The sequence below is a fragment of the Micromonospora sp. A3M-1-15 genome, assembly GCF_024213425.1.
In the GTDB taxonomy this organism is placed as follows: domain Bacteria; phylum Actinomycetota; class Actinomycetes; order Mycobacteriales; family Micromonosporaceae; genus Micromonospora; species Micromonospora chersina.
This window is the reverse complement of sequence record NZ_JANAVK010000002.1, coordinates 1,057,604-1,073,001: the sequence shown is the minus strand read 5'-3', so window position 1 is coordinate 1,073,001 and position 15,398 is coordinate 1,057,604. Positions and strand designations below refer to the sequence as shown.

General features: G+C 74.1%; 17 protein-coding genes, 1 tRNA gene and 1 pseudogene. 8 read left to right on the top strand and 11 right to left on the bottom strand.

Translation table 11 applies throughout. The features are described 5' to 3' along the window. The first annotated feature begins 73 nt into the window (after nt 1-73). Nucleotides 74-475, top strand: coding sequence for a rhodanese-like domain-containing protein (locus NLX85_RS14850; protein WP_254335577.1), 402 nt, complete (start codon nt 74-76; stop codon nt 473-475). On the opposite strand, the pseudogene NLX85_RS14845 reads toward NLX85_RS14850, so the two are convergent. The 3 genes and pseudogenes from NLX85_RS14845 to ssb all read right to left on the bottom strand — a co-directional run. Then, a pseudogene (locus NLX85_RS14845) lies at nt 374-2,038 on the bottom strand (cobyric acid synthase); the annotation flags it as partial. The gene NLX85_RS14850 and the pseudogene NLX85_RS14845 sit on opposite strands and share 102 nt — an antisense overlap. Further along, nucleotides 2,035-3,048 (bottom strand): cobalamin biosynthesis protein, encoded by a 1,014-nt coding sequence (locus tag NLX85_RS14840; RefSeq protein ID WP_254335390.1) that lies wholly within the window; start codon nt 3,046-3,048, stop codon nt 2,035-2,037. The gene NLX85_RS14840 and the pseudogene NLX85_RS14845, both read right to left, overlap by 4 nt. 92 nt (nt 3,049-3,140) lie before the next feature. Next, a complete protein-coding gene (ssb, locus tag NLX85_RS14835; RefSeq protein WP_254335387.1) occupies nt 3,141-3,902 on the bottom strand; it encodes a single-stranded DNA-binding protein in 762 nt (253 codons plus the stop codon). Nucleotides 3,903-4,192: 290 nt separating this feature from the next. Here ssb and NLX85_RS14830 point away from each other — a divergent pair, with 290 nt between their 5' ends. Continuing rightward, the gene (locus NLX85_RS14830; protein ID WP_254335386.1) at nt 4,193-4,603 is read left to right on the top strand and encodes an HPF/RaiA family ribosome-associated protein; all 411 of its coding nucleotides are present in this window, start codon (nt 4,193-4,195) and stop codon (nt 4,601-4,603) included. 86 nt (nt 4,604-4,689) lie between these two features. After that, complete coding sequence (locus NLX85_RS14825) at nt 4,690-5,715, top strand: alpha/beta hydrolase (RefSeq protein ID WP_254335385.1); 1,026 nt, start codon at nt 4,690-4,692, stop codon at nt 5,713-5,715. Between the two features lie 10 nt (nt 5,716-5,725). Here NLX85_RS14825 and NLX85_RS14820 read toward each other — a convergent pair whose 3' ends face one another. Continuing rightward, a complete protein-coding gene (locus NLX85_RS14820; protein WP_254335384.1) occupies nt 5,726-6,466 on the bottom strand; it encodes a hypothetical protein in 741 nt (246 codons plus the stop codon). 168 nt (nt 6,467-6,634) lie between these two features. Here NLX85_RS14820 and NLX85_RS14815 point away from each other — a divergent pair. Next, nucleotides 6,635-6,710: transfer RNA gene (locus NLX85_RS14815), tRNA-Arg, on the top strand. A gap of 164 nt (nt 6,711-6,874) precedes the next feature. Beyond that, nucleotides 6,875-7,336, top strand: a complete 462-nt coding sequence (locus NLX85_RS14810; protein WP_254335383.1) for a hypothetical protein — start codon at nt 6,875-6,877, stop codon at nt 7,334-7,336. 176 nt (nt 7,337-7,512) lie between these two features. On the opposite strand, the gene NLX85_RS14805 is transcribed toward NLX85_RS14810, so the two are convergent. Then, a complete protein-coding gene (locus NLX85_RS14805; protein ID WP_254335382.1) occupies nt 7,513-8,010 on the bottom strand; it encodes a hypothetical protein in 498 nt (165 codons plus the stop codon). A 214-nt stretch (nt 8,011-8,224) separates the two neighbouring features. Continuing rightward, entirely contained in the window at nt 8,225-8,590 is a 366-nt protein-coding gene (locus tag NLX85_RS14800; protein ID WP_254335380.1) for a hypothetical protein, read from the bottom strand. A gap of 93 nt (nt 8,591-8,683) precedes the next feature. Here NLX85_RS14800 and NLX85_RS14795 point away from each other — a divergent pair, with 93 nt between their 5' ends. Then, nucleotides 8,684-9,619: a hypothetical protein gene (locus NLX85_RS14795; RefSeq protein WP_254335378.1), complete on the top strand. Its 936-nt coding sequence runs from the start codon at nt 8,684-8,686 to the stop codon at nt 9,617-9,619. A gap of 174 nt (nt 9,620-9,793) precedes the next feature. Next, nucleotides 9,794-10,294 (top strand): hypothetical protein, encoded by a 501-nt coding sequence (locus NLX85_RS14790; RefSeq protein WP_254335376.1) that lies wholly within the window; start codon nt 9,794-9,796, stop codon nt 10,292-10,294. Nucleotides 10,295-10,322: 28 nt separating this feature from the next. Here the strand turns inward: NLX85_RS14790 and NLX85_RS14785 are convergent, their stop codons facing one another. Together NLX85_RS14785 and NLX85_RS14780 are read right to left on the bottom strand one after the other, a co-directional pair. Next, complete coding sequence (locus tag NLX85_RS14785; protein ID WP_254335375.1) at nt 10,323-10,916, bottom strand: hypothetical protein; 594 nt, start codon at nt 10,914-10,916, stop codon at nt 10,323-10,325. A gap of 166 nt (nt 10,917-11,082) precedes the next feature. Then, nucleotides 11,083-11,691: a dihydrofolate reductase family protein gene (locus NLX85_RS14780; protein ID WP_254335373.1), complete on the bottom strand. Its 609-nt coding sequence runs from the start codon at nt 11,689-11,691 to the stop codon at nt 11,083-11,085. A 254-nt stretch (nt 11,692-11,945) separates the two neighbouring features. On the opposite strand from NLX85_RS14780, the gene NLX85_RS14775 reads away from it, so the two are divergent. Beyond that, complete coding sequence (locus NLX85_RS14775) at nt 11,946-12,755, top strand: alpha/beta fold hydrolase (RefSeq protein WP_254335371.1); 810 nt, start codon at nt 11,946-11,948, stop codon at nt 12,753-12,755. A gap of 170 nt (nt 12,756-12,925) precedes the next feature. Here NLX85_RS14775 and NLX85_RS14770 read toward each other — a convergent pair whose 3' ends face one another. The 3 genes from NLX85_RS14770 to NLX85_RS14760 all read right to left on the bottom strand — a co-directional run bounded on the left by NLX85_RS14770 (nt 12,926) and on the right by NLX85_RS14760 (nt 15,384). After that, on the bottom strand, nt 12,926-13,423 hold the full coding sequence (locus NLX85_RS14770) for a hypothetical protein (protein WP_254335370.1): 498 nt from the start codon (nt 13,421-13,423) through the stop codon (nt 12,926-12,928). Nucleotides 13,424-13,727: 304 nt separating this feature from the next. Further along, entirely contained in the window at nt 13,728-14,876 is a 1,149-nt protein-coding gene (locus NLX85_RS14765) for a hypothetical protein (RefSeq protein WP_254335369.1), read from the bottom strand. A gap of 64 nt (nt 14,877-14,940) precedes the next feature. Beyond that, a complete protein-coding gene (locus tag NLX85_RS14760) occupies nt 14,941-15,384 on the bottom strand; it encodes a hypothetical protein (RefSeq protein ID WP_254335365.1) in 444 nt (147 codons plus the stop codon). Between the last annotated feature and the right edge of the window lie 14 nt (nt 15,385-15,398).

Sequence of the window (15,398 nt, the reverse complement as noted above, 5' to 3'; positions counted from 1 at the left end):
GCGGCACCAGCGGACCGTTCGCCGCGCGGGCCGGCGTCGCCGTGGGCATCATCGGGAGGTGCTCCATGACGTGATGAGTCCGGGCGTCGACGCCCTCCTCGAACAGGCCCGCGCCGGCCTCCACCGGCTCACCCCGCACGACACCGTCGAGGCGGTCCGGGCGGGGGCTCTGCTGGTCGACACGCGGACCGACGCGCAGCGCCGCGAGCAGGGCGAGCTGCCCGGGGCGATCGTCATCGACCGGACCGTGCTGGAGTGGCGGCTGGACCCGGCCAGCGCCTGGCGCATCCCGGAGTCGACAAGCTATGACCGCCAGATCGTGGTGGTGTGCCGCGAGGGCTTCAGCTCCAGCCTGGCCGCCGCCGGCCTCCAGGCGCTCGGCCTGCGCCGGGCCACCGACATGATCGGCGGCGTGCAGGGCTGGCGGGAGGCGGGGCTGCCGATGTCCGACCGCCCCGCCGACATCCGCTACTGAGCCCGCCCGCGCCCGACCGGCTCAGGCGGTCGGGGCGCCGGGCGGGATGAACGGCAGGCCCGGCGGTGGGCCGGACTCGATGAGCCGCCACAGCGCGTCGGTGTCGAGGTGTTCCTCGACCAGGTCGCCGAGCAGGTCGAGGGTGCGCTCCCGGGCGGCGGCGAACGCGGTGTCCGGGGCGACCTTGAAACCGGTCCGTCCGGCCAGTTCGGCGACCTCCGTGAGGAAACGGCGGCGGAAGGCGTCGGATTCGAAGGCGCCGTGCCAGTGGGTGCCGTGCACCGCGCCCAGCCGGGCCCCCTCGCCGGTGCCGTCGGCGTAGCGGAGCAGCGGTGGCAGGCCCGGGTCGGCCGCCGACACCTGGCCATGGTGGATCTCGTAGCCGTGGACCGGCACGTCACCGGCGGCGGCGCCGGCGGCGCGCCGGACCGTCTTGCGCGGGTCGAAGGTGATCTCGACGGGGAGCAGCCCCAGGCCGGGCACGCTGCCCGCGCGGCTCTCCACCGGGTCGTGGATGGCGCGGGACAGCATCTGGAACCCGCCGCAGATGCCGAGCAGCGGCCTGCCGGCGGCGGCGTGCGCCAGGACGGCGTCGGCCAGGCCGGTCTCCCGCAGCCAGGCCAGGTCGGCCACGGTGGACTTGGAGCCGGGCAGCACCACCAGGTCGGCGGCGGCCAGTTCGGCCGGCTCGACGGTCAGCCGGACCCGGACGCCGGGCTCGGTGGCCAGCGCCTCGACGTCGGTGGCGTTGCTGATCCGCGGCAGCCGGACCACCGCCACGTCGAGCCAGTCGGTGCCCCGGGGGGCCGCCGGCCGGCCGAGCACCCGTCCGTACGCGAGCGAGTCCTCCGCGTCGAGCCAGAGGTCGAGCGCCCAGGGCAGCACGCCGAGGGTGGGACGGCCGGTGACCTGGTGCAGCATGTCCAGCCCCGGCCGGAGCAGCCCCAGGTCACCCCGGAACTTGTTGATGACGAAGCCGGCGACGAGGGCCTGGTCGGCCGGGTCGAGCAGCGCGACCGTGCCGAACATCGAGGCGAACACCCCGCCCCGGTCGATGTCGCCGACCACGATCGCGGGCAGGCCGGCGTGCCGGGCCAGCCCCATGTTCACGTAGTCGCCGGCCCGCAGGTTGATCTCGGCCGGGCTGCCCGCGCCCTCGCAGATCACCACGTCGTACTCGGCCCGCAGCTCGGCCAGCGCCGCGTACGCGGTCCCGGCCAGCCGGGGGCGCAGCTCGCGGAAGTTGCCGGCGGTGACCGTGTCGACCGCCTCGCCGAGCAGCACCACCTGGCTGGCGTGGTCGCTGCCCGGCTTGAGCAGGACCGGGTTGAAGCGCAGGTCCGGGGCGAGCCCGCAGGCGGCGGCCTGCATGGCCTGGGCCCGGCCGATCTCGCCGCCGCGCCCGTCCGGCCCGACGACGACGGCCGAGTTGTTGGACATGTTCTGCGCCTTGAACGGGGCGACCCGCACGCCGCGGCGGCGCAGCCAGCGGCAGATGCCGGCGGTGAGCACGCTCTTGCCGGCGTCGGAGGTGGTGCCGGCGACCAGCAGCCCGCCGCTCACCGCCCGCTCCCTCGTCGCGCCCCGCCGAGGGCGCGCAGCGCGGCGCGGCCGGTCGCGCCGACCAGGCGACCGACCGTCACCGGGTAGGCCGCCGCCAGGCCGAGCGCGGCCAGGCCGACCGCGCCGGAGAGCCGGGCGGCCCGCTTCAGGTGCCGCGCCTCGGGCCGGGGCCCGTCGCCGAGGAACGGCCGGGTCTCCTCGCGTCCGAAGTAGACGTTGCGCCCGCCGAGCCGGACGCCGAGCGCGCCGGCCATGGCCGCCTCGCACTGCCCGGCGTTGGGGCTCGGGTGGTCGTTGCGGTCCCGCCGCCAGACCCGCCAGGCGGCGGCGCGGTCCCCGTGCGCGGTCGGCGCCACGGCGACCGTGAGCAGCCCGGTCAGCCGGGCGGGGACAAGGTTGAGCAGGTCGTCCAGGCGGGCGGCCGGGGTGCCGAAGCGGGCGTACCGGGGTGAGCGGTGGCCCACCATGGCGTCGAGCGTGTTGGCCGCCCGGTAGCCGAGCAGGCCGGGCAGCCCGGCGACGGCGCCCCAGACCAGCGGGGCGACCACCGCGTCGGAGGTGTTCTCGGCGACCGACTCGACGGTGGCCCGGGCCAGTTCCGGCTCGTCGAGGGCCGACGGGTCCCGCCCGCACAGGTGGTTGAGCCGGCCCCGGGCGGCGGGGAGGTCACCGGCCCGCAAGGCCCCGGCCATCACGCGCGACTCGTGGCGCAGGGTGCGCCCGCCCAGCACCGTCCAGGTGCCGGCGGCCACCAACGCGGCCCGGGCCACCGGGCGACGACGGGTGGCCAGGCCGGCGGCCACCCCGAGCAGCACCGGCGCGCCGACCGCCAGCGCGGTGAACGCCGCGCCGGCCGACCGCTCGGGTCGGTAGATCCGCCGCTCCAGGGCGCTGGCCGCCCGGCCGAAGCCGGCCACCGGGTGCCAGTGCCGGGGATCGCCGAGCAGCGAGTCCAGCGCGTAGCCCGCCACCAGTCCCGCCGCGTTCGCCATGGCGGTCGCCTGCCGCACTCGTCACCACCTCCGGCCGGCCAGCCTAGTCGTACGGCGGGGTGGCCACGCCGGCGTCGCCACCCCGCTCCCCCGTGGCACGATCCGTCGGCTCAGGCGGGCACCGGGGTGCGCCGGCGACCCCGCCGGTTGCGACCGCTCCCGGCGCCGCCGTCGACATCGTCGGTCGAGCCCGGCTCCTCGGCGGCCGGCTCGGCGGCCAACTCGTCGTCGCCGTCCTCCGCGGCCAGTTCGTCGTCGTCGTCCTCGGCGGCCGGGCCGCCGGGCTGGTCGTCGAACGGATCCATCAGCCCGTCGGGGTCTCCGGCCGTCCCGCGCACCCCGGTGGAGAGCCCGACCCGGGGGACGTCGAACTCCGGCGGGAACTCGTCGTCGAACGGCCGGTCGTCGAGCGACGCCGGGGCCTGAGCGTCCGGCACCGGCTCGGTCGCCTCGCCGTGCACCCGGCGCTCCGCGTCGGCGTCCTCGACGGTGCTGGTCGTCATGCCGGGCCGGTTGCGCAGGAACCGGGCCCGGCCCCGGGACAGGTCGTGCCCGACGGCGACGGCTTCCAGCTCGTAGAGGGTGCGGCGGTTGCCGGCGTCGTCGGTCCAGTCGCGGGTGTAGAGGCGGCCGGCGACGACCACCGGGTCGCCGACCGCCACCGAGGCGGCCACCCCCTCGGCCAGCTTCCGCCAGCAGTTCACCCGCACCCGCAGGCTGTTGCCGTCGACCCAGCGGCCGCTGTCCCGGTCGAGCCGCCGGGCGGTCGAGGCGACCTTGAAGTTGGCCACCAGGGTGTTGCTCTGGGTGGTCCGGCGCCATTCCGGCGCGGTCAGCACGTTGCCGACGATCGTGACGTACGTATCGAACATCGCCCCTCCCAAGGGGAACTCGGCTTGTCCGGCCGAGCCTCGCCCGGCGGCCGCACCCCGACCAGCAGCCCCGGCCGGCCTGTGGACGACGGACCGGCCTGTGGACAACCGCCTGATCAAGGTCCCGCCTGCTAGGGACCACCGGCCCTACGGTGCTGACCTGCGCCGCAGCATGATCAAAAGGCCCACCGGGTGAGCCGGTTCCGGACCCGAGCCGATTGGGTAAGGACTTGATCAACCGAGAGAAAGGGAGCGACGATGCTTCTCCGAGACGTCTGCGAGATCCGGCGATGAGCGCCGTGGTGAACCCCGCGACCGTGGCCGAGTGCCTCCGCGTCGGCGCCGGGTTCTCCCAGGGCGACCGGAACTGGATCGCGGAGCAGTTCGCGACCCTCGACGCCCGGCTCGCCGGGTTCCACGCCGACGCCACCGAGCTGGAGGTGTCGGTCAAGGACCGGAACGCCCGGGGCCAGAAGGTCACCCTGGAGTGCTGGGTCGCGGGCCGGCAGAAGATCGTCACCACCTCTTCCGAGGAGGACCTGCACGCCGCGCTCAACGACGTCCGGGACGACCTGCGCCGCCGGCTCAACGACGCGAAGACCCGGCAGGAGCCGCGTCACAACAAGCACCTGCGCGAGACGGACCAGCCCGAGGGCGTCCCCGCGCAGGCCGCCGAGCGGTCCGACGCGGAGACCGTCTGAGAGCACCCCGCCTCCGCCCGCGCCCGGTGCCGGCGGGCGGGGGCGGGGGCTACCGTCGGGTAGCGTTGCGGCGTACCGTCGCGGTCGTGGAACCGGACGTGCTGGGACCGCCGTACGAGCGGCAGACGATCGACCTGGGCACCGACGACGAGGGACCGGTCGTCGCCACCCTGGTCCGCCGGCGGGCGGAGCGCCCGACCGGCCGGGCCGTGCTCTACGTGCACGGCTTCGTCGACTATTTCTTCCAGACCCACGTCGCCGACTTCTTCGCCGAGCGCGGCTGGGACTTCTACGCGCTCGACCTGCGCAAGTACGGTCGCAGCCTGCAACCGCACCAGACCCCGAACTTCTGCCGCGACCTGAGCGACTACTTCCCCGAGCTGGACGCCGCCGCGAAGATCATCCGCGAGGACGACGGGCACGACACCCTGCTCGCCATGGGCCACTCCACCGGCGGCCTGATCATCTCGCTGTGGGCGCACGCCCGCCGCGAGGCCGGCCTGGTCGACGGGATCTTCCTGAACAGCCCGTTCTTCGACATCAACGCGCCCTGGCTGGTCCGTCGACCCCTCGCGGCCGCCGTCTCACGGCTGGGCCGCCGGGCGCCGCAGCGCATCCTCCCCTTCGGGCTGGGCACGGTGTACGGCGAGAGCCTGCACGCCGACCACCGCGGCGAGTGGCGGTACGACCTGGCCTGGAAGCCGCTCGCCGGGTTCCCGGTGCGGGCCGGCTGGATCAACGCGATCCGCGCCGGCCAGCGCCAGCTCCGGGCGGGCCTCGACATCCCGGTGCCGGTGCTGCTGGCCTGCTCCACCCGCAGCTACCGGGGCACGAAGTGGCACGACTCGGCCACCCTCGCCGACGCGGTGCTCGACGTGGAGCACATGGTGCGCTGGGCACCCCGGCTCGGCCGGCACGTCACCCTGGCCCGCTTCGACGGCGGATTGCACGACCTGACCCTCTCCGGCCCCGCCGTACGCGAGAAGGTGTTCGCGGAGGTCGGCCGGTGGGCGGACGGCTTCCTCGGCGCCGGGCCGACCGAGGCGGAACCGGCGACGCCGGCGCCGCGGCGGCCGGCCGACGAGCCGGCCGGCGCCAGCGCAGAGGGCTGACCCGGACGGGTCAGCGGTAACCGGCGGTCGCCGCCGCGAGGGACGACCGGATCCGGTCGAACGTCGCGACCGGATGACCGCCGGAGGTGGGCGGCAGCAGCAGTCCCAGGCAGCGCAGCGCCACCTCGCCGTCCGGGCCGGCCTCGACGGCGAACACCGGCGCGCCCACGTACCCGACGGGCAGCTCGGTGGTGACCCGCACCTCGTCGCCGTCGCGCGCCACCCGCTCGATCACCGCCTCCAGCGGCCGCGACCCGTCGTCACCGACGCCGAGCGCCAGCACGAACGCCGAGCGGGGCTCCGCGCCGACCCGGGCGACCGCGTCGGCCGGCGCCGCCACCGCGTCGGTCACCTGCTGGGTACGCCAGCTCCAGCCCCGGTCCTCGGCGTATCCGTGCAGCCCGCCGGTGGGCATGGCGGCCAGGCCGACCCCCGGCAGGTCCAGCCACCGGTCCGCGAAGTCGGGCAGCTCGACCGGCTCCGCGGCCGCCTCCGGCGGCTCGGTGACGCTCGGCCGCAGCCCGATCTCCCCGTACGGCGCCCGGGTGGTCGCGGCCGCCGTGAGCAGCCACTCGTGCACCACCTCCCCGTCGTCGGTCGCGCCGATCAGCTCGCTGTAGAAGAAGGCGGTGCCGAAGGCCCCGGCCGGCGCGCCCGGCCCGGCGGACCCGTGCACGGGCAGGATGGCGCGACCGAGCAGCTGGCACAGCTCGTAGGCGATGTCGTTCTCGGTTTCCGGGTCGAGCAGCACGACGCCGAGGGTACGGACCGGTCCGGGGTCGGTGGCCCGTGACCCGCATATCCGGGGTGCCCGCGGCGGCCGGGCCGTGGGACGCTGAGCGGCGACGTGGCCGCGCTCACCCGTTCCCCCGGCCGGCCCGGGGTCGGCGGTACCCTCTTGGCGCGACATCGTCGACGCGCGCCCGTAGCTCAGCGGATAGAGCAGGGGACTTCTAATCCCAAGGCCGCAGGTTCGAATCCTGCCGGGCGCACCACCCCACCGCAGGTCAGCGGCTTCCCGCTCCCGGTCCGAGCGATCAGCACAGCCCCGTACCGCCAAGTCGGCCGGTGCTTCGCGGCCTTGCCCACCAGGTCCTTCTCGGTAGCGATCCTCGTCCTTCCCAGCTGGTGGTCAGGCGCGCGTAGATACGGTGACGCGATGCGGAGGGATTTCGTACGGCGCCAGTTGTCACGCCTCGTCGTGTGGACTGGCAACGACGGTCCCGTGCCGGCTGCGGCCGGCGTTGTCGGCCTGGAGTACCGGGGCCGGTTGGGTCACCCTTCCTCGTACGGCCTGCTCATGGCGCGCGTCGCGGACTCGCCTGGCGTCCAGTTCGACCTCAGGCCGGCATCCGTCGCGCTGTCGGTGCCGTGCGACGAGGTCACGCTCGGCCTGACCGAACCCGAGTACCGGGCAGCGCTGTACGCCGCTGGTCATGATCTTCACGACGGGCTGGTCATCACGGGCGCGGCTGAGGGAAAGCTCGGCTCATCCATCGTGGTGTTCACCCGGCTTGCCGCGGTCCTGTCCGTGCTGCTGGCTGTCGGCGCCGAGTCGGTTGATGACACGAAGGCGTGGGCGACCTGGGACGAGGCTTGGCCTGGCCGGAGCCGACCTTGAACGCTGCTGTGGATCAGAGAACGCGCCGGGTCACAAGGTGGTGCCATCGGAGGCCACACGAGGCCACGTCAGGGCCCGCCGAACAGGCGGAACGCCTCGCTCCAAGCCGCTCCTGTGCGATTCCCTAGCTGACGCTCCGGTCCGCGGGGGCACCGCTGAACACCACCGGCGATCACTCAGCCGCACTTCTCGATCTCGGTCTCGAAGTGGGCCCGGAGCGTGTCGTAGCCGACTCTTCCGTCGTCGGTCTCGAACGACATGCCGGTCACCGATGTGCCGGCCGGATACTGGGCCACCTGCTCCGGCAGGGTGACCGCGTCGGAGTAGGACTTCCCGTCGGTCGTGTCGACCGCCACCGACAGCGTTCGGCCGAACAGGGCCGGAGGCGCCTGCCGGACGGTGCCGAAGCCCTCGCCCAGGATGATCAGCCCGGCGCGGGTGCTGTCGTCGGTTGGGCCACCGGCGTCCCAGATCAGCACGGAGTTGCCGCTCTTGTCCGCCTCGGGCACCGTGTGGACATGCACCGCCTCGATCGTGTCGCCGGGGCACATCGGAGTGTAGACAGCCAGCCGGTCGCCGATCCGCACGAAGCCCACCTGGTAGTCGGGGCGCGGCGGGTGCAGGCAGGCGCCGCCGAGCTGGCTGAGGCTGAGCAGCAGTCCCGCCAGCAGCAAAACTCGACGCTTCCCTCGGGCCAGCACCCGCACGAGTTCCCTTCTCGTCCGACGGTCCGGCCAAGTCTAGGGATCCGATGATCCCAGTACAGCCATCCGTACCGCCAGGACCGCCCCCGGTCGCAGACGCCGCCAGACACCGACCCATGCGGACGGACGCGCAGAAGCTGGAAGACCTCGGGGCTGCGCCCCGAACTCCGGCCCGACGAGGGGATCAGATCCTGCGCTGTTGATGTTGTTGATCCACGCCGATGCACGCCAGGACCGATGACGCGTCGGCCGCCAGGAAGAGCTGGAAGTAGTAGGGAGGATCGAGCTGTGTCACGCCGCCAAGCCGCACAGGCTGGTCACCGAGCGCGCAGAGCGTCTCGACGGACGCCACGAACCCGAGTGTCGGGATGCCCCGTTCCCTCGTGTGAACCTCTCGTACCCGGTAGGTGCGGGCAAGGTTGTGTGCGGGGACCAAGCCGAGCGTTCCGTCCCAGATGTGGAAGGAAGCTCCTCGCTCAAGGGCATCCCGGCACGCCTTGTTCACTGGGCTTTCGTCGGCAAGTAGAGAGATCAGCTCCTCGCGCTTCACCCGCCGACCGTACAGCGATCTGTACAGCCCAGGCCGCCTGCTGATTCCACGTCGATTGACAACAAGGGACGGACGTTGACCTAGTCTGCGCGGGTGGGTTACTGGGGCACGGTGGTGGTGGCGCGGCCGCAGGGTTTGCTGGTCGACCAGGCCGGCATGAGCGGGTTCGGTTACCGCCATCAGTGGTTGCGCGAGCTGGGCGACGGATGGCAGATGGTGGAGACCCAGGGGTGGAATGATCCGCCGGATCTGCTTGGGCCGTCCGAGGCGGTGGTGGCGTCCACGGGCCAGCCGGTCTTCGCCGCGTACGTCAGCGACGAGCACTGTGCCGTGATGTGCGCGGCGGTGCCGGGTGCGGTGGGGCCGTTGACCCACCTGTGGGACGTCAGTGGGCCGTGCGGTGTGTACCGGCATCAGCCGCGGGGGATGCCGCAGCCGGTCGGCCGGGGCATCGACGAAGTGGTCGCGGAGCTGAGTGACTGGTCTGCCCGTGCCGGTCTGCGGGCGGACGCCTCGGCGCTGCGCGCCGTGATCAGTCACGACCGGAGTGTCGACTGGAGTTCGGCGGATGATCTGTTGTTCGACCTGGTGAAGGGACTGGGGGTGGCCCGGATCAGCCGGACGCTGCCGTGGGCGTTCCCGATCTGGAGCCGGCCGTTTGCCCTCATCACGGACGGCATGGGCTTGGCGACCAGGGCCCGGTCGAGGGCGGTGTACCGGCGGGCCGAGGAGGAGGACGGCGGGGCGCCGGAGCCGGCGCAGCCATGGGAGACGGCTGCGATCGCACTGGAGGAGCTGTGGGCGTCGCTGTACCGTTCCGGTGTGGACCTGCCGGCATTGGTGCGTCGGGTGGCCGAGGTGCAGGCCGCGTGCGACGCGGCAGGTGAGGACCGGGCGAAGCGGGCAGCGGTGGACCCGGACCGGTTGTTCGAGTCCCTCTTCGCCGGGCTAGTGGACGGCACCATCCAACCGGAGGACCCGGAGGATTCCGGCCGTCGGTGGGCCGACGAGCGGGCGACCGTGCGGTGACGCCGTCAATGTCGGCGGTCCCTCCGTATCCGCCGAGATCAGCGCTTGGACGCTCGTGGGCCGCTCCAGGGGTGGCAGTCGGCCGCCGGCGAATTCCCTGCCACAGGCCGAGATGAGGACAGCGTCGAGGCCGGCCGGTGCGCGCAGCGTGCTCCGGCTGTACCGTCGCGGCTTGTGAAGCGCGGTGCGACCCATGCCGACTGGAGCAGGTACGTTCGGACCGTCGCGACTCCCGATGGCCCTGTCGTTCTCGCACCGTTCGTTGGCGGCACATGGCGTGGACGTGGTCGTGACTACCGCAGACGTCGCAGGATCGCGACTGCCGCCGTTCTGACCGTCACGCTGCTGGCCGTGGCCTTGTCCTCGTTGTTCGTTGTCGGTCTTGCTCGCCCGGGCACGTTGCCTGCCCGCCTGTTCGCGTCGGCGTACGGGCTGACCGTTCTGGCCGGTCTGGCGCTGGGCCGCAGGTGGGTCGCGCGGGCGCCGACCCGGCCGCGGTGGGCCGACGACGGCCTGACTGCTTCACTCGGGATCACGATATTCCTGCTGGTCCCGGTCCTCGCCGGCTTTGGCATCGCCCTGCTGCCGAGCCTGATTGCCGCTGATTTTCCTGGCGAACGACGGGCACGTGAACTCACCACCATGCTTCGGAGCACGTCGGCCAGCAACCGCTGAATCACTTGTGGCCAGGGGTTGACCTAGCTCAGCCGGCTGCCCGTTCCAGTTGGCCTCGCGCCGTGAGGAAGTCGGCGGTGCGATCGCCCTGTGGCTGTGAGGAGACGAAGGCGACCACCCCGACCGTTTCCTTGTCCGCCCAGCCGCAGGCCGTCAAGTAGCTGCCGTCCTCGGTTCGTCCCTGCCCGCAACGGGCCTCGCCACCGAGCTGGCCGGCGTCAACCGTGTTGACTGTGGTGATCCGGTAGGGCTGCAACGCACGCTCCACGGCGCCCCCGGGGTCGGCCACTGTGCCTGACGCGCCGCTCATGAACACGGCGTCCGCCTCCGGCGTCTCGCCCCCGTACGCCCAGCCGACCGCACTGGTCGCTACGCCGACCTCGCGCTTCAGCTTCTCCATCTGCGACCGGGGCGCCCCGGTGAGTTCCCGGCTCATCGACTTGGGCATACCAAGAAGGGTCTCCGGCGTGTACAGCTTCCGGGACGGCGAGGTGCTCGCCTCCGCATGCGGCGCGGGGGCAGGCGACGTGCATCCGGTGACCAGGACGAGCCCGGCAACTGCCAGCAGCGGGGCGGTCGATGCCACCGCTCGGGTGGTCCGGGTGCGGGCGGTCGTCGCCATGGCGCTCCTCGCGATCAGTGGGGAGCGGCAGCTTAGCCGAGTGTGTCGACCGCGGCCGGTGCGACCCGCAGCACCGACCCGGCCGCACGGTGGGTGAGCGTGAGTCCATGTCGCCCCGCGAGCTTTCCTCGTACCGGCACCGCGGGTTCGACCACGTCGGGCGCCGTCAGACGGTGCCGAAGTTGGGCGCGCCGGCGCTGTCGTAGGTCAGCATGGTCACCCCCGTGCCGGAGGTGCGGGTGCCGGTCAGCCGCAGGCCCGCCGGGGGCACGCCGTCGGCGAAGAGTCGCTGTCCGCGTCCCAGCACCACCGGGAACACCAGCAGTTGGTACGTGTCGATGAGCCCTTCCCGCATCAGCCACCGGGCGAGCGCGCCGCTGCCGTGCACCTGGAGTTCGCCGCCGGGGCGGTTCTTCAGTTCGGTGATCGCGGCGGCCGGGTCGCCGTCGAGGCGGTGGGAACCCGCCCAGGTCAGCTCGTCGTCGCGGGTGGTGGCAACGTACTTCGGCAGCCGGTTGAGCGGGTTGTCCGGGCCGCCCTCGGCCGGGTCGGTGACGTGCGGCCAGTAGGCGGCCATGATGTCGTAGGTGCGGCGGCCGAGCAGCAGGGCCTCGGCCCGCTCGAGGGTCTCGCCCATCCATCCGCCGACCGTCTCGTCGAAGTGCGGCGGCAGCCAGCCGCCCAGGTCGAAGCCGCCGGTGCGGTCCTCCTCCCGGCCGCCGGGGGCCTGCATGACGCCGTCGAGGGTCAGGAACGTGGTGATGGTGAGTCGCATGGTGCCGCCTCCTTCTTTTGGACCGGCCTCGCGCCGGCTTTCATCCTGCCGACGGCCGGGGAACAGCCGTTTCGACAGCCCGACCGAACGGCGTTTGTGACCTGGGCCACATCAAGGTCAGCCCGGCGGGCGAACAGGTAACGCCGCCGTGCGTCGCCGGCACCCGGTGGAACCGGGTCGGCGGCGGGCGCGGTGCCGACGTACCCTCCGCCCATGGTGACCGAGACGGACCTGCGCCTGGACGACGGCCGCACGTGCACGTCTACGACACCGGCGGGCGGGACCGGCTCGCCGTCTTCTGGCACCACGGCACGCCGAACATCGGCGCGCCGCCCGCGCCGCTGTTCGCCGCGGCCGACCGGCTCGGCCTCCGCTGGGTCTCCCACGACCGTCCGGGGTACGGCGGTTCGACGCCGCTGCCGGGGCGCGACATCGCCTCCGCCGCCGCCGACGTGGCGGCGGTGGCCGACGCGCTGGGTCTCGACCGGTTCGCGGTGCTGGGCCACTCCGGCGGCGGTCCGCACGCCCTGGCCTGCGGCGCGCTCCTGCCGGACCGGGTGGTCGCGGTGGTGGTCGGCGCCGGCCTGGCCCCGTACGGCGCGGCCGGGCTGGACTGGTTCGCCGGCATGGTGCCGGCCGGGGTGACCTCGCTGCGGGCGGCCGTCGCGGGACGGGCGGCCAAGGAGGCGCACGAGGCCTCGGGCGCCGCGTACGACCCGGAGTTCACCCCGGCCGACCTGGCCGCGCTGCACGGCGAGTGGTCCTGGTTCGACAGTGTGGTGGGCCCGGCGGTCCGGGGCGGCCCGGGCGGGCTTATCGACGACGACCTGGCGTACGTGCACCCGTGGGGCTTCGACCCCGCCGGGGTGACGCCGCCGGTGCTGCTGCTGCACGGCGAGCGGGACGGGATCGCGCCGGTGGCCCACGCCGCGTGGCTGGCGGGCCGCTGTCCCGCCGCCGAGCTGCGCCGCTACCCGGAGGACGGGCACATCTCGGTGCTGCGTCACGCCGGGTCGGCGTTGGAGTGGCTCCGCGGGCGCGCCGAGCAGGCATCCGACCGGTAGGTGGAAATGGGTGAGGCGGCGGCCGGGGGGCCGGCCGCCGCCTCGCCGCGCCGGATCGGGCGCGGGTTCGCGAGCTCGCACGGAGGACCGGGGGGGGAAGGTCGTCCGGGCGAACCGCGGTACCGGCGCCGGGCGGGTGGGGGGTGAAGTGGCCCGCCCGGCGCCGGAGGTCAGTGGGTGGGCCGGGCGGTGGGCTTGTGGCCGCCGGGCCGCTCGGTCCCGGTGACCGTCGGCCGGCTGTCCGGCTGGCCGGCCGGGTGGCTGGGGGTGACGGTCGGCCGCGCGGGCCGGCTCTTCTCGGCGGCGAGCAGCGTGTCGCAGTACGCCGCCACCTTCTCCTTGTCGCCCGCGGTGGTGACCAGCGCGCGGAACGCCGGGTTCTCCAGCGCCTTGCCCGCGTTGTCGCCCGCGCCCGCCCGGTACGCCCGGCAGAGGCCGACCAGGTTCGGCGACGGGCTGCCCTTGGCGTCGGCCGGGCCCTTGCCCTTGCCGTCCGCCGGGGACGGCGTGGCGGTGGCGTGCGCCGACGGCTTCGCGGTCCGGTCGGCGAGCGGACCGGGCAGGGTGCCGGTGGCGGCGGCGAGCGCGACGCCACCGCCGGCGGTGACGGCGAGGACCGCCGCTCCGGCCTTGAGGGTGAGCAGTTTCGCGAGGACAAACTGTGACATCGGTACGGCTCCGTTGTGGGGGGGTGTGGACACGGACGTGCCGCTCGGCGTGCCTCCGGACAGCGCGCTTCCCGGCGCGTACGCCGGGACGCGGGATCGCGGCACGGGTGACCCGGCGCCGGCCTGGATGGCCGACCGCCGACGTCTCGGGCGGCGCCACCGGGTGACCGGTCGGCTACGCCACGGACGCGCTGGTCACGGGTTCCGTGCCTTCGTTCCGTGCCCCTCAGCGCTGGTCCCCCGCGGGATGTCACACCGCTACCGCGGGCGGGCGCGACCCGACGGACCGTGACCGCGCGGGCGGTCAGGGCGTACGCGGGCCGATGCCGTCCGCGGCCGAGGGTGCGACCAGCAGGCCCACCTGCCGCCCGATGAACCGGTACGCCACCTGCTTCGCCGCCCAGAGCAGGTAGCCCCGGTCGGCCTCGGCGATGCTGCGCCCGCCGGCGTGCCCGACGCTGTTGAGCAGCACCCAGCTCCCGGTCGTGGAGTTCACCGTGATGGTGTCGCCGCCGGGTGTCCCGAGCTGGGCGACGCCCCGCGGGAGCCGGCCGCGCCGGTCCCGGGCCGCCCGCTCGCTGGGGTAGAGCACCGCCGCCAGGTGGACGACCGCGTCGCTGTCGTCGGTGGTGTAGCTGACCCGGACCGTCCGTACGCAGCCGTCCAGCACGTCGCCGGCGAGCACCCCGGCGCAGCCGCGCAGGTCCGTACCGCCGGTCCGGCGCAGGGTGTCCCCGGCCGCCCGGAACGTCCGCTCCGGCATCGCCTCGGCCACGGTCACCGGCGCCGCCTCGGCCCGGGCCACCGCCACGGCGAGGGTGCCGAGCAGGGCCGCCGCCACGAGAGCCGGTCCGATCGGGCCGCGGGCCGGCCGCGGGCGGGCCTCCGCCCGGGCGGTGCGGACGATGACGGCGACCACGGCCAGCCCGGCACCGACTCCGCCCCAGCGGATCCCGGTGGCCGTCGCCCCGGCGGCCGGACCGTCGAGGAGGAGGTACAGGGCGGAGTGCCGGCCGGGCACGTGCACCCAGGCCACCAGCAGGAACGCCAGCCCGACCAGCACGGCGGCGCCCCGGGCCGGCGCGCTGAGCCGCGACCAGAGCACCATGGCCACCGCCGCCCACAGGACCGGGAGGGTGATCACCAGCCAGCCGACGACGGCCATGCCGGTGCCGGTGCAGCCGGTCCAGGCACAGGCGCTCTCGTCGATCCGGGCCCGCAGTTCGTCGCCGGCCACGATGCGCAGCGTCACCAGGGCGACGATGCCTGCGGGCACGAGCAGGGCGAGACGGCCGGACCGGCCGGCGCCGGCGGCCGGTGGAACCGGCGCGGCGCCGCGTACCGGATCCGGGTCCTCCGCGGTGTCCGGGCGCTCCGATCCGGCCGTCATCTCCTCGCGTGCCCGCGCGAGGAGATCCTCCGCCCGGCGGCGCCCACCTCTGCTGCTCGACATGGCAGCGAGGCTAGGACAGCGGCGCACGCGGGTCCGGCGACGGGCCGGCGGCCCGTCCCACCGGTCACTCGCAGACCCGCCACCCACCGTCCTCCTTGACCAGGACGAACGCCTGCGTCACCGTGGTGCCGCTCTGCGGGGTGAAGCGCACCTGCGCCGATCCGCTGACCCGTCCGTTGGTGTTCGTGACGTTCACCCCGACGATCTGGTAGCCGGTCAGCGGCTGGGCGGACTGCTGCCGGACGAAGTCGTCCTGGCTGACCCGGTCGCGCACGCGCCCGCAGAGCTGGGCGTACGCGGTCGGGTAGTCGCGGGCGACCAGCGCGCCGGCGAACCTGTCCACGGTGGCCTGGGCGGGGCCGACGGCCTCCCGCGCGGCGTGGTAGATGGCGAAGCCGCCGACGACGCCGCCCACGCAGCAGAGCGCGAGCACCACACCGACGACGGTGAGCACCACCCGGGTGGTGTTCGACTTCCTGGGCGGCACCATGGCCGGTTGGTACGTCATGGCCGCAGGGTAGG

Excerpts from the sequence above, each read along its gene's own strand:
- NLX85_RS14850 (WP_254335577.1), top strand. The coding sequence starts at position 74 with ATGAGTCCGGGCGTCGACGCCCTCCTCGAACAGGCCCGCGCCGGCCTC.
- ssb (WP_254335387.1), bottom strand. The coding sequence starts at position 3,902 with ATGTTCGATACGTACGTCACGATCGTCGGCAACGTGCTGACCGCGCCG.
- NLX85_RS14830 (WP_254335386.1), top strand. The coding sequence starts at position 4,193 with ATGAGCGCCGTGGTGAACCCCGCGACCGTGGCCGAGTGCCTCCGCGTC.
- NLX85_RS14810 (WP_254335383.1), top strand. The coding sequence starts at position 6,875 with ATGCGGAGGGATTTCGTACGGCGCCAGTTGTCACGCCTCGTCGTGTGG.
- NLX85_RS14785 (WP_254335375.1), bottom strand. The coding sequence starts at position 10,916 with ATGGCGACGACCGCCCGCACCCGGACCACCCGAGCGGTGGCATCGACC.
- NLX85_RS14780 (WP_254335373.1), bottom strand. The coding sequence starts at position 11,691 with ATGCGACTCACCATCACCACGTTCCTGACCCTCGACGGCGTCATGCAG.
- NLX85_RS14770 (WP_254335370.1), bottom strand. The coding sequence starts at position 13,423 with ATGTCACAGTTTGTCCTCGCGAAACTGCTCACCCTCAAGGCCGGAGCG.
- NLX85_RS14765 (WP_254335369.1), bottom strand. The coding sequence starts at position 14,876 with ATGTCGAGCAGCAGAGGTGGGCGCCGCCGGGCGGAGGATCTCCTCGCG.
- NLX85_RS14760 (WP_254335365.1), bottom strand. The coding sequence starts at position 15,384 with ATGACGTACCAACCGGCCATGGTGCCGCCCAGGAAGTCGAACACCACC.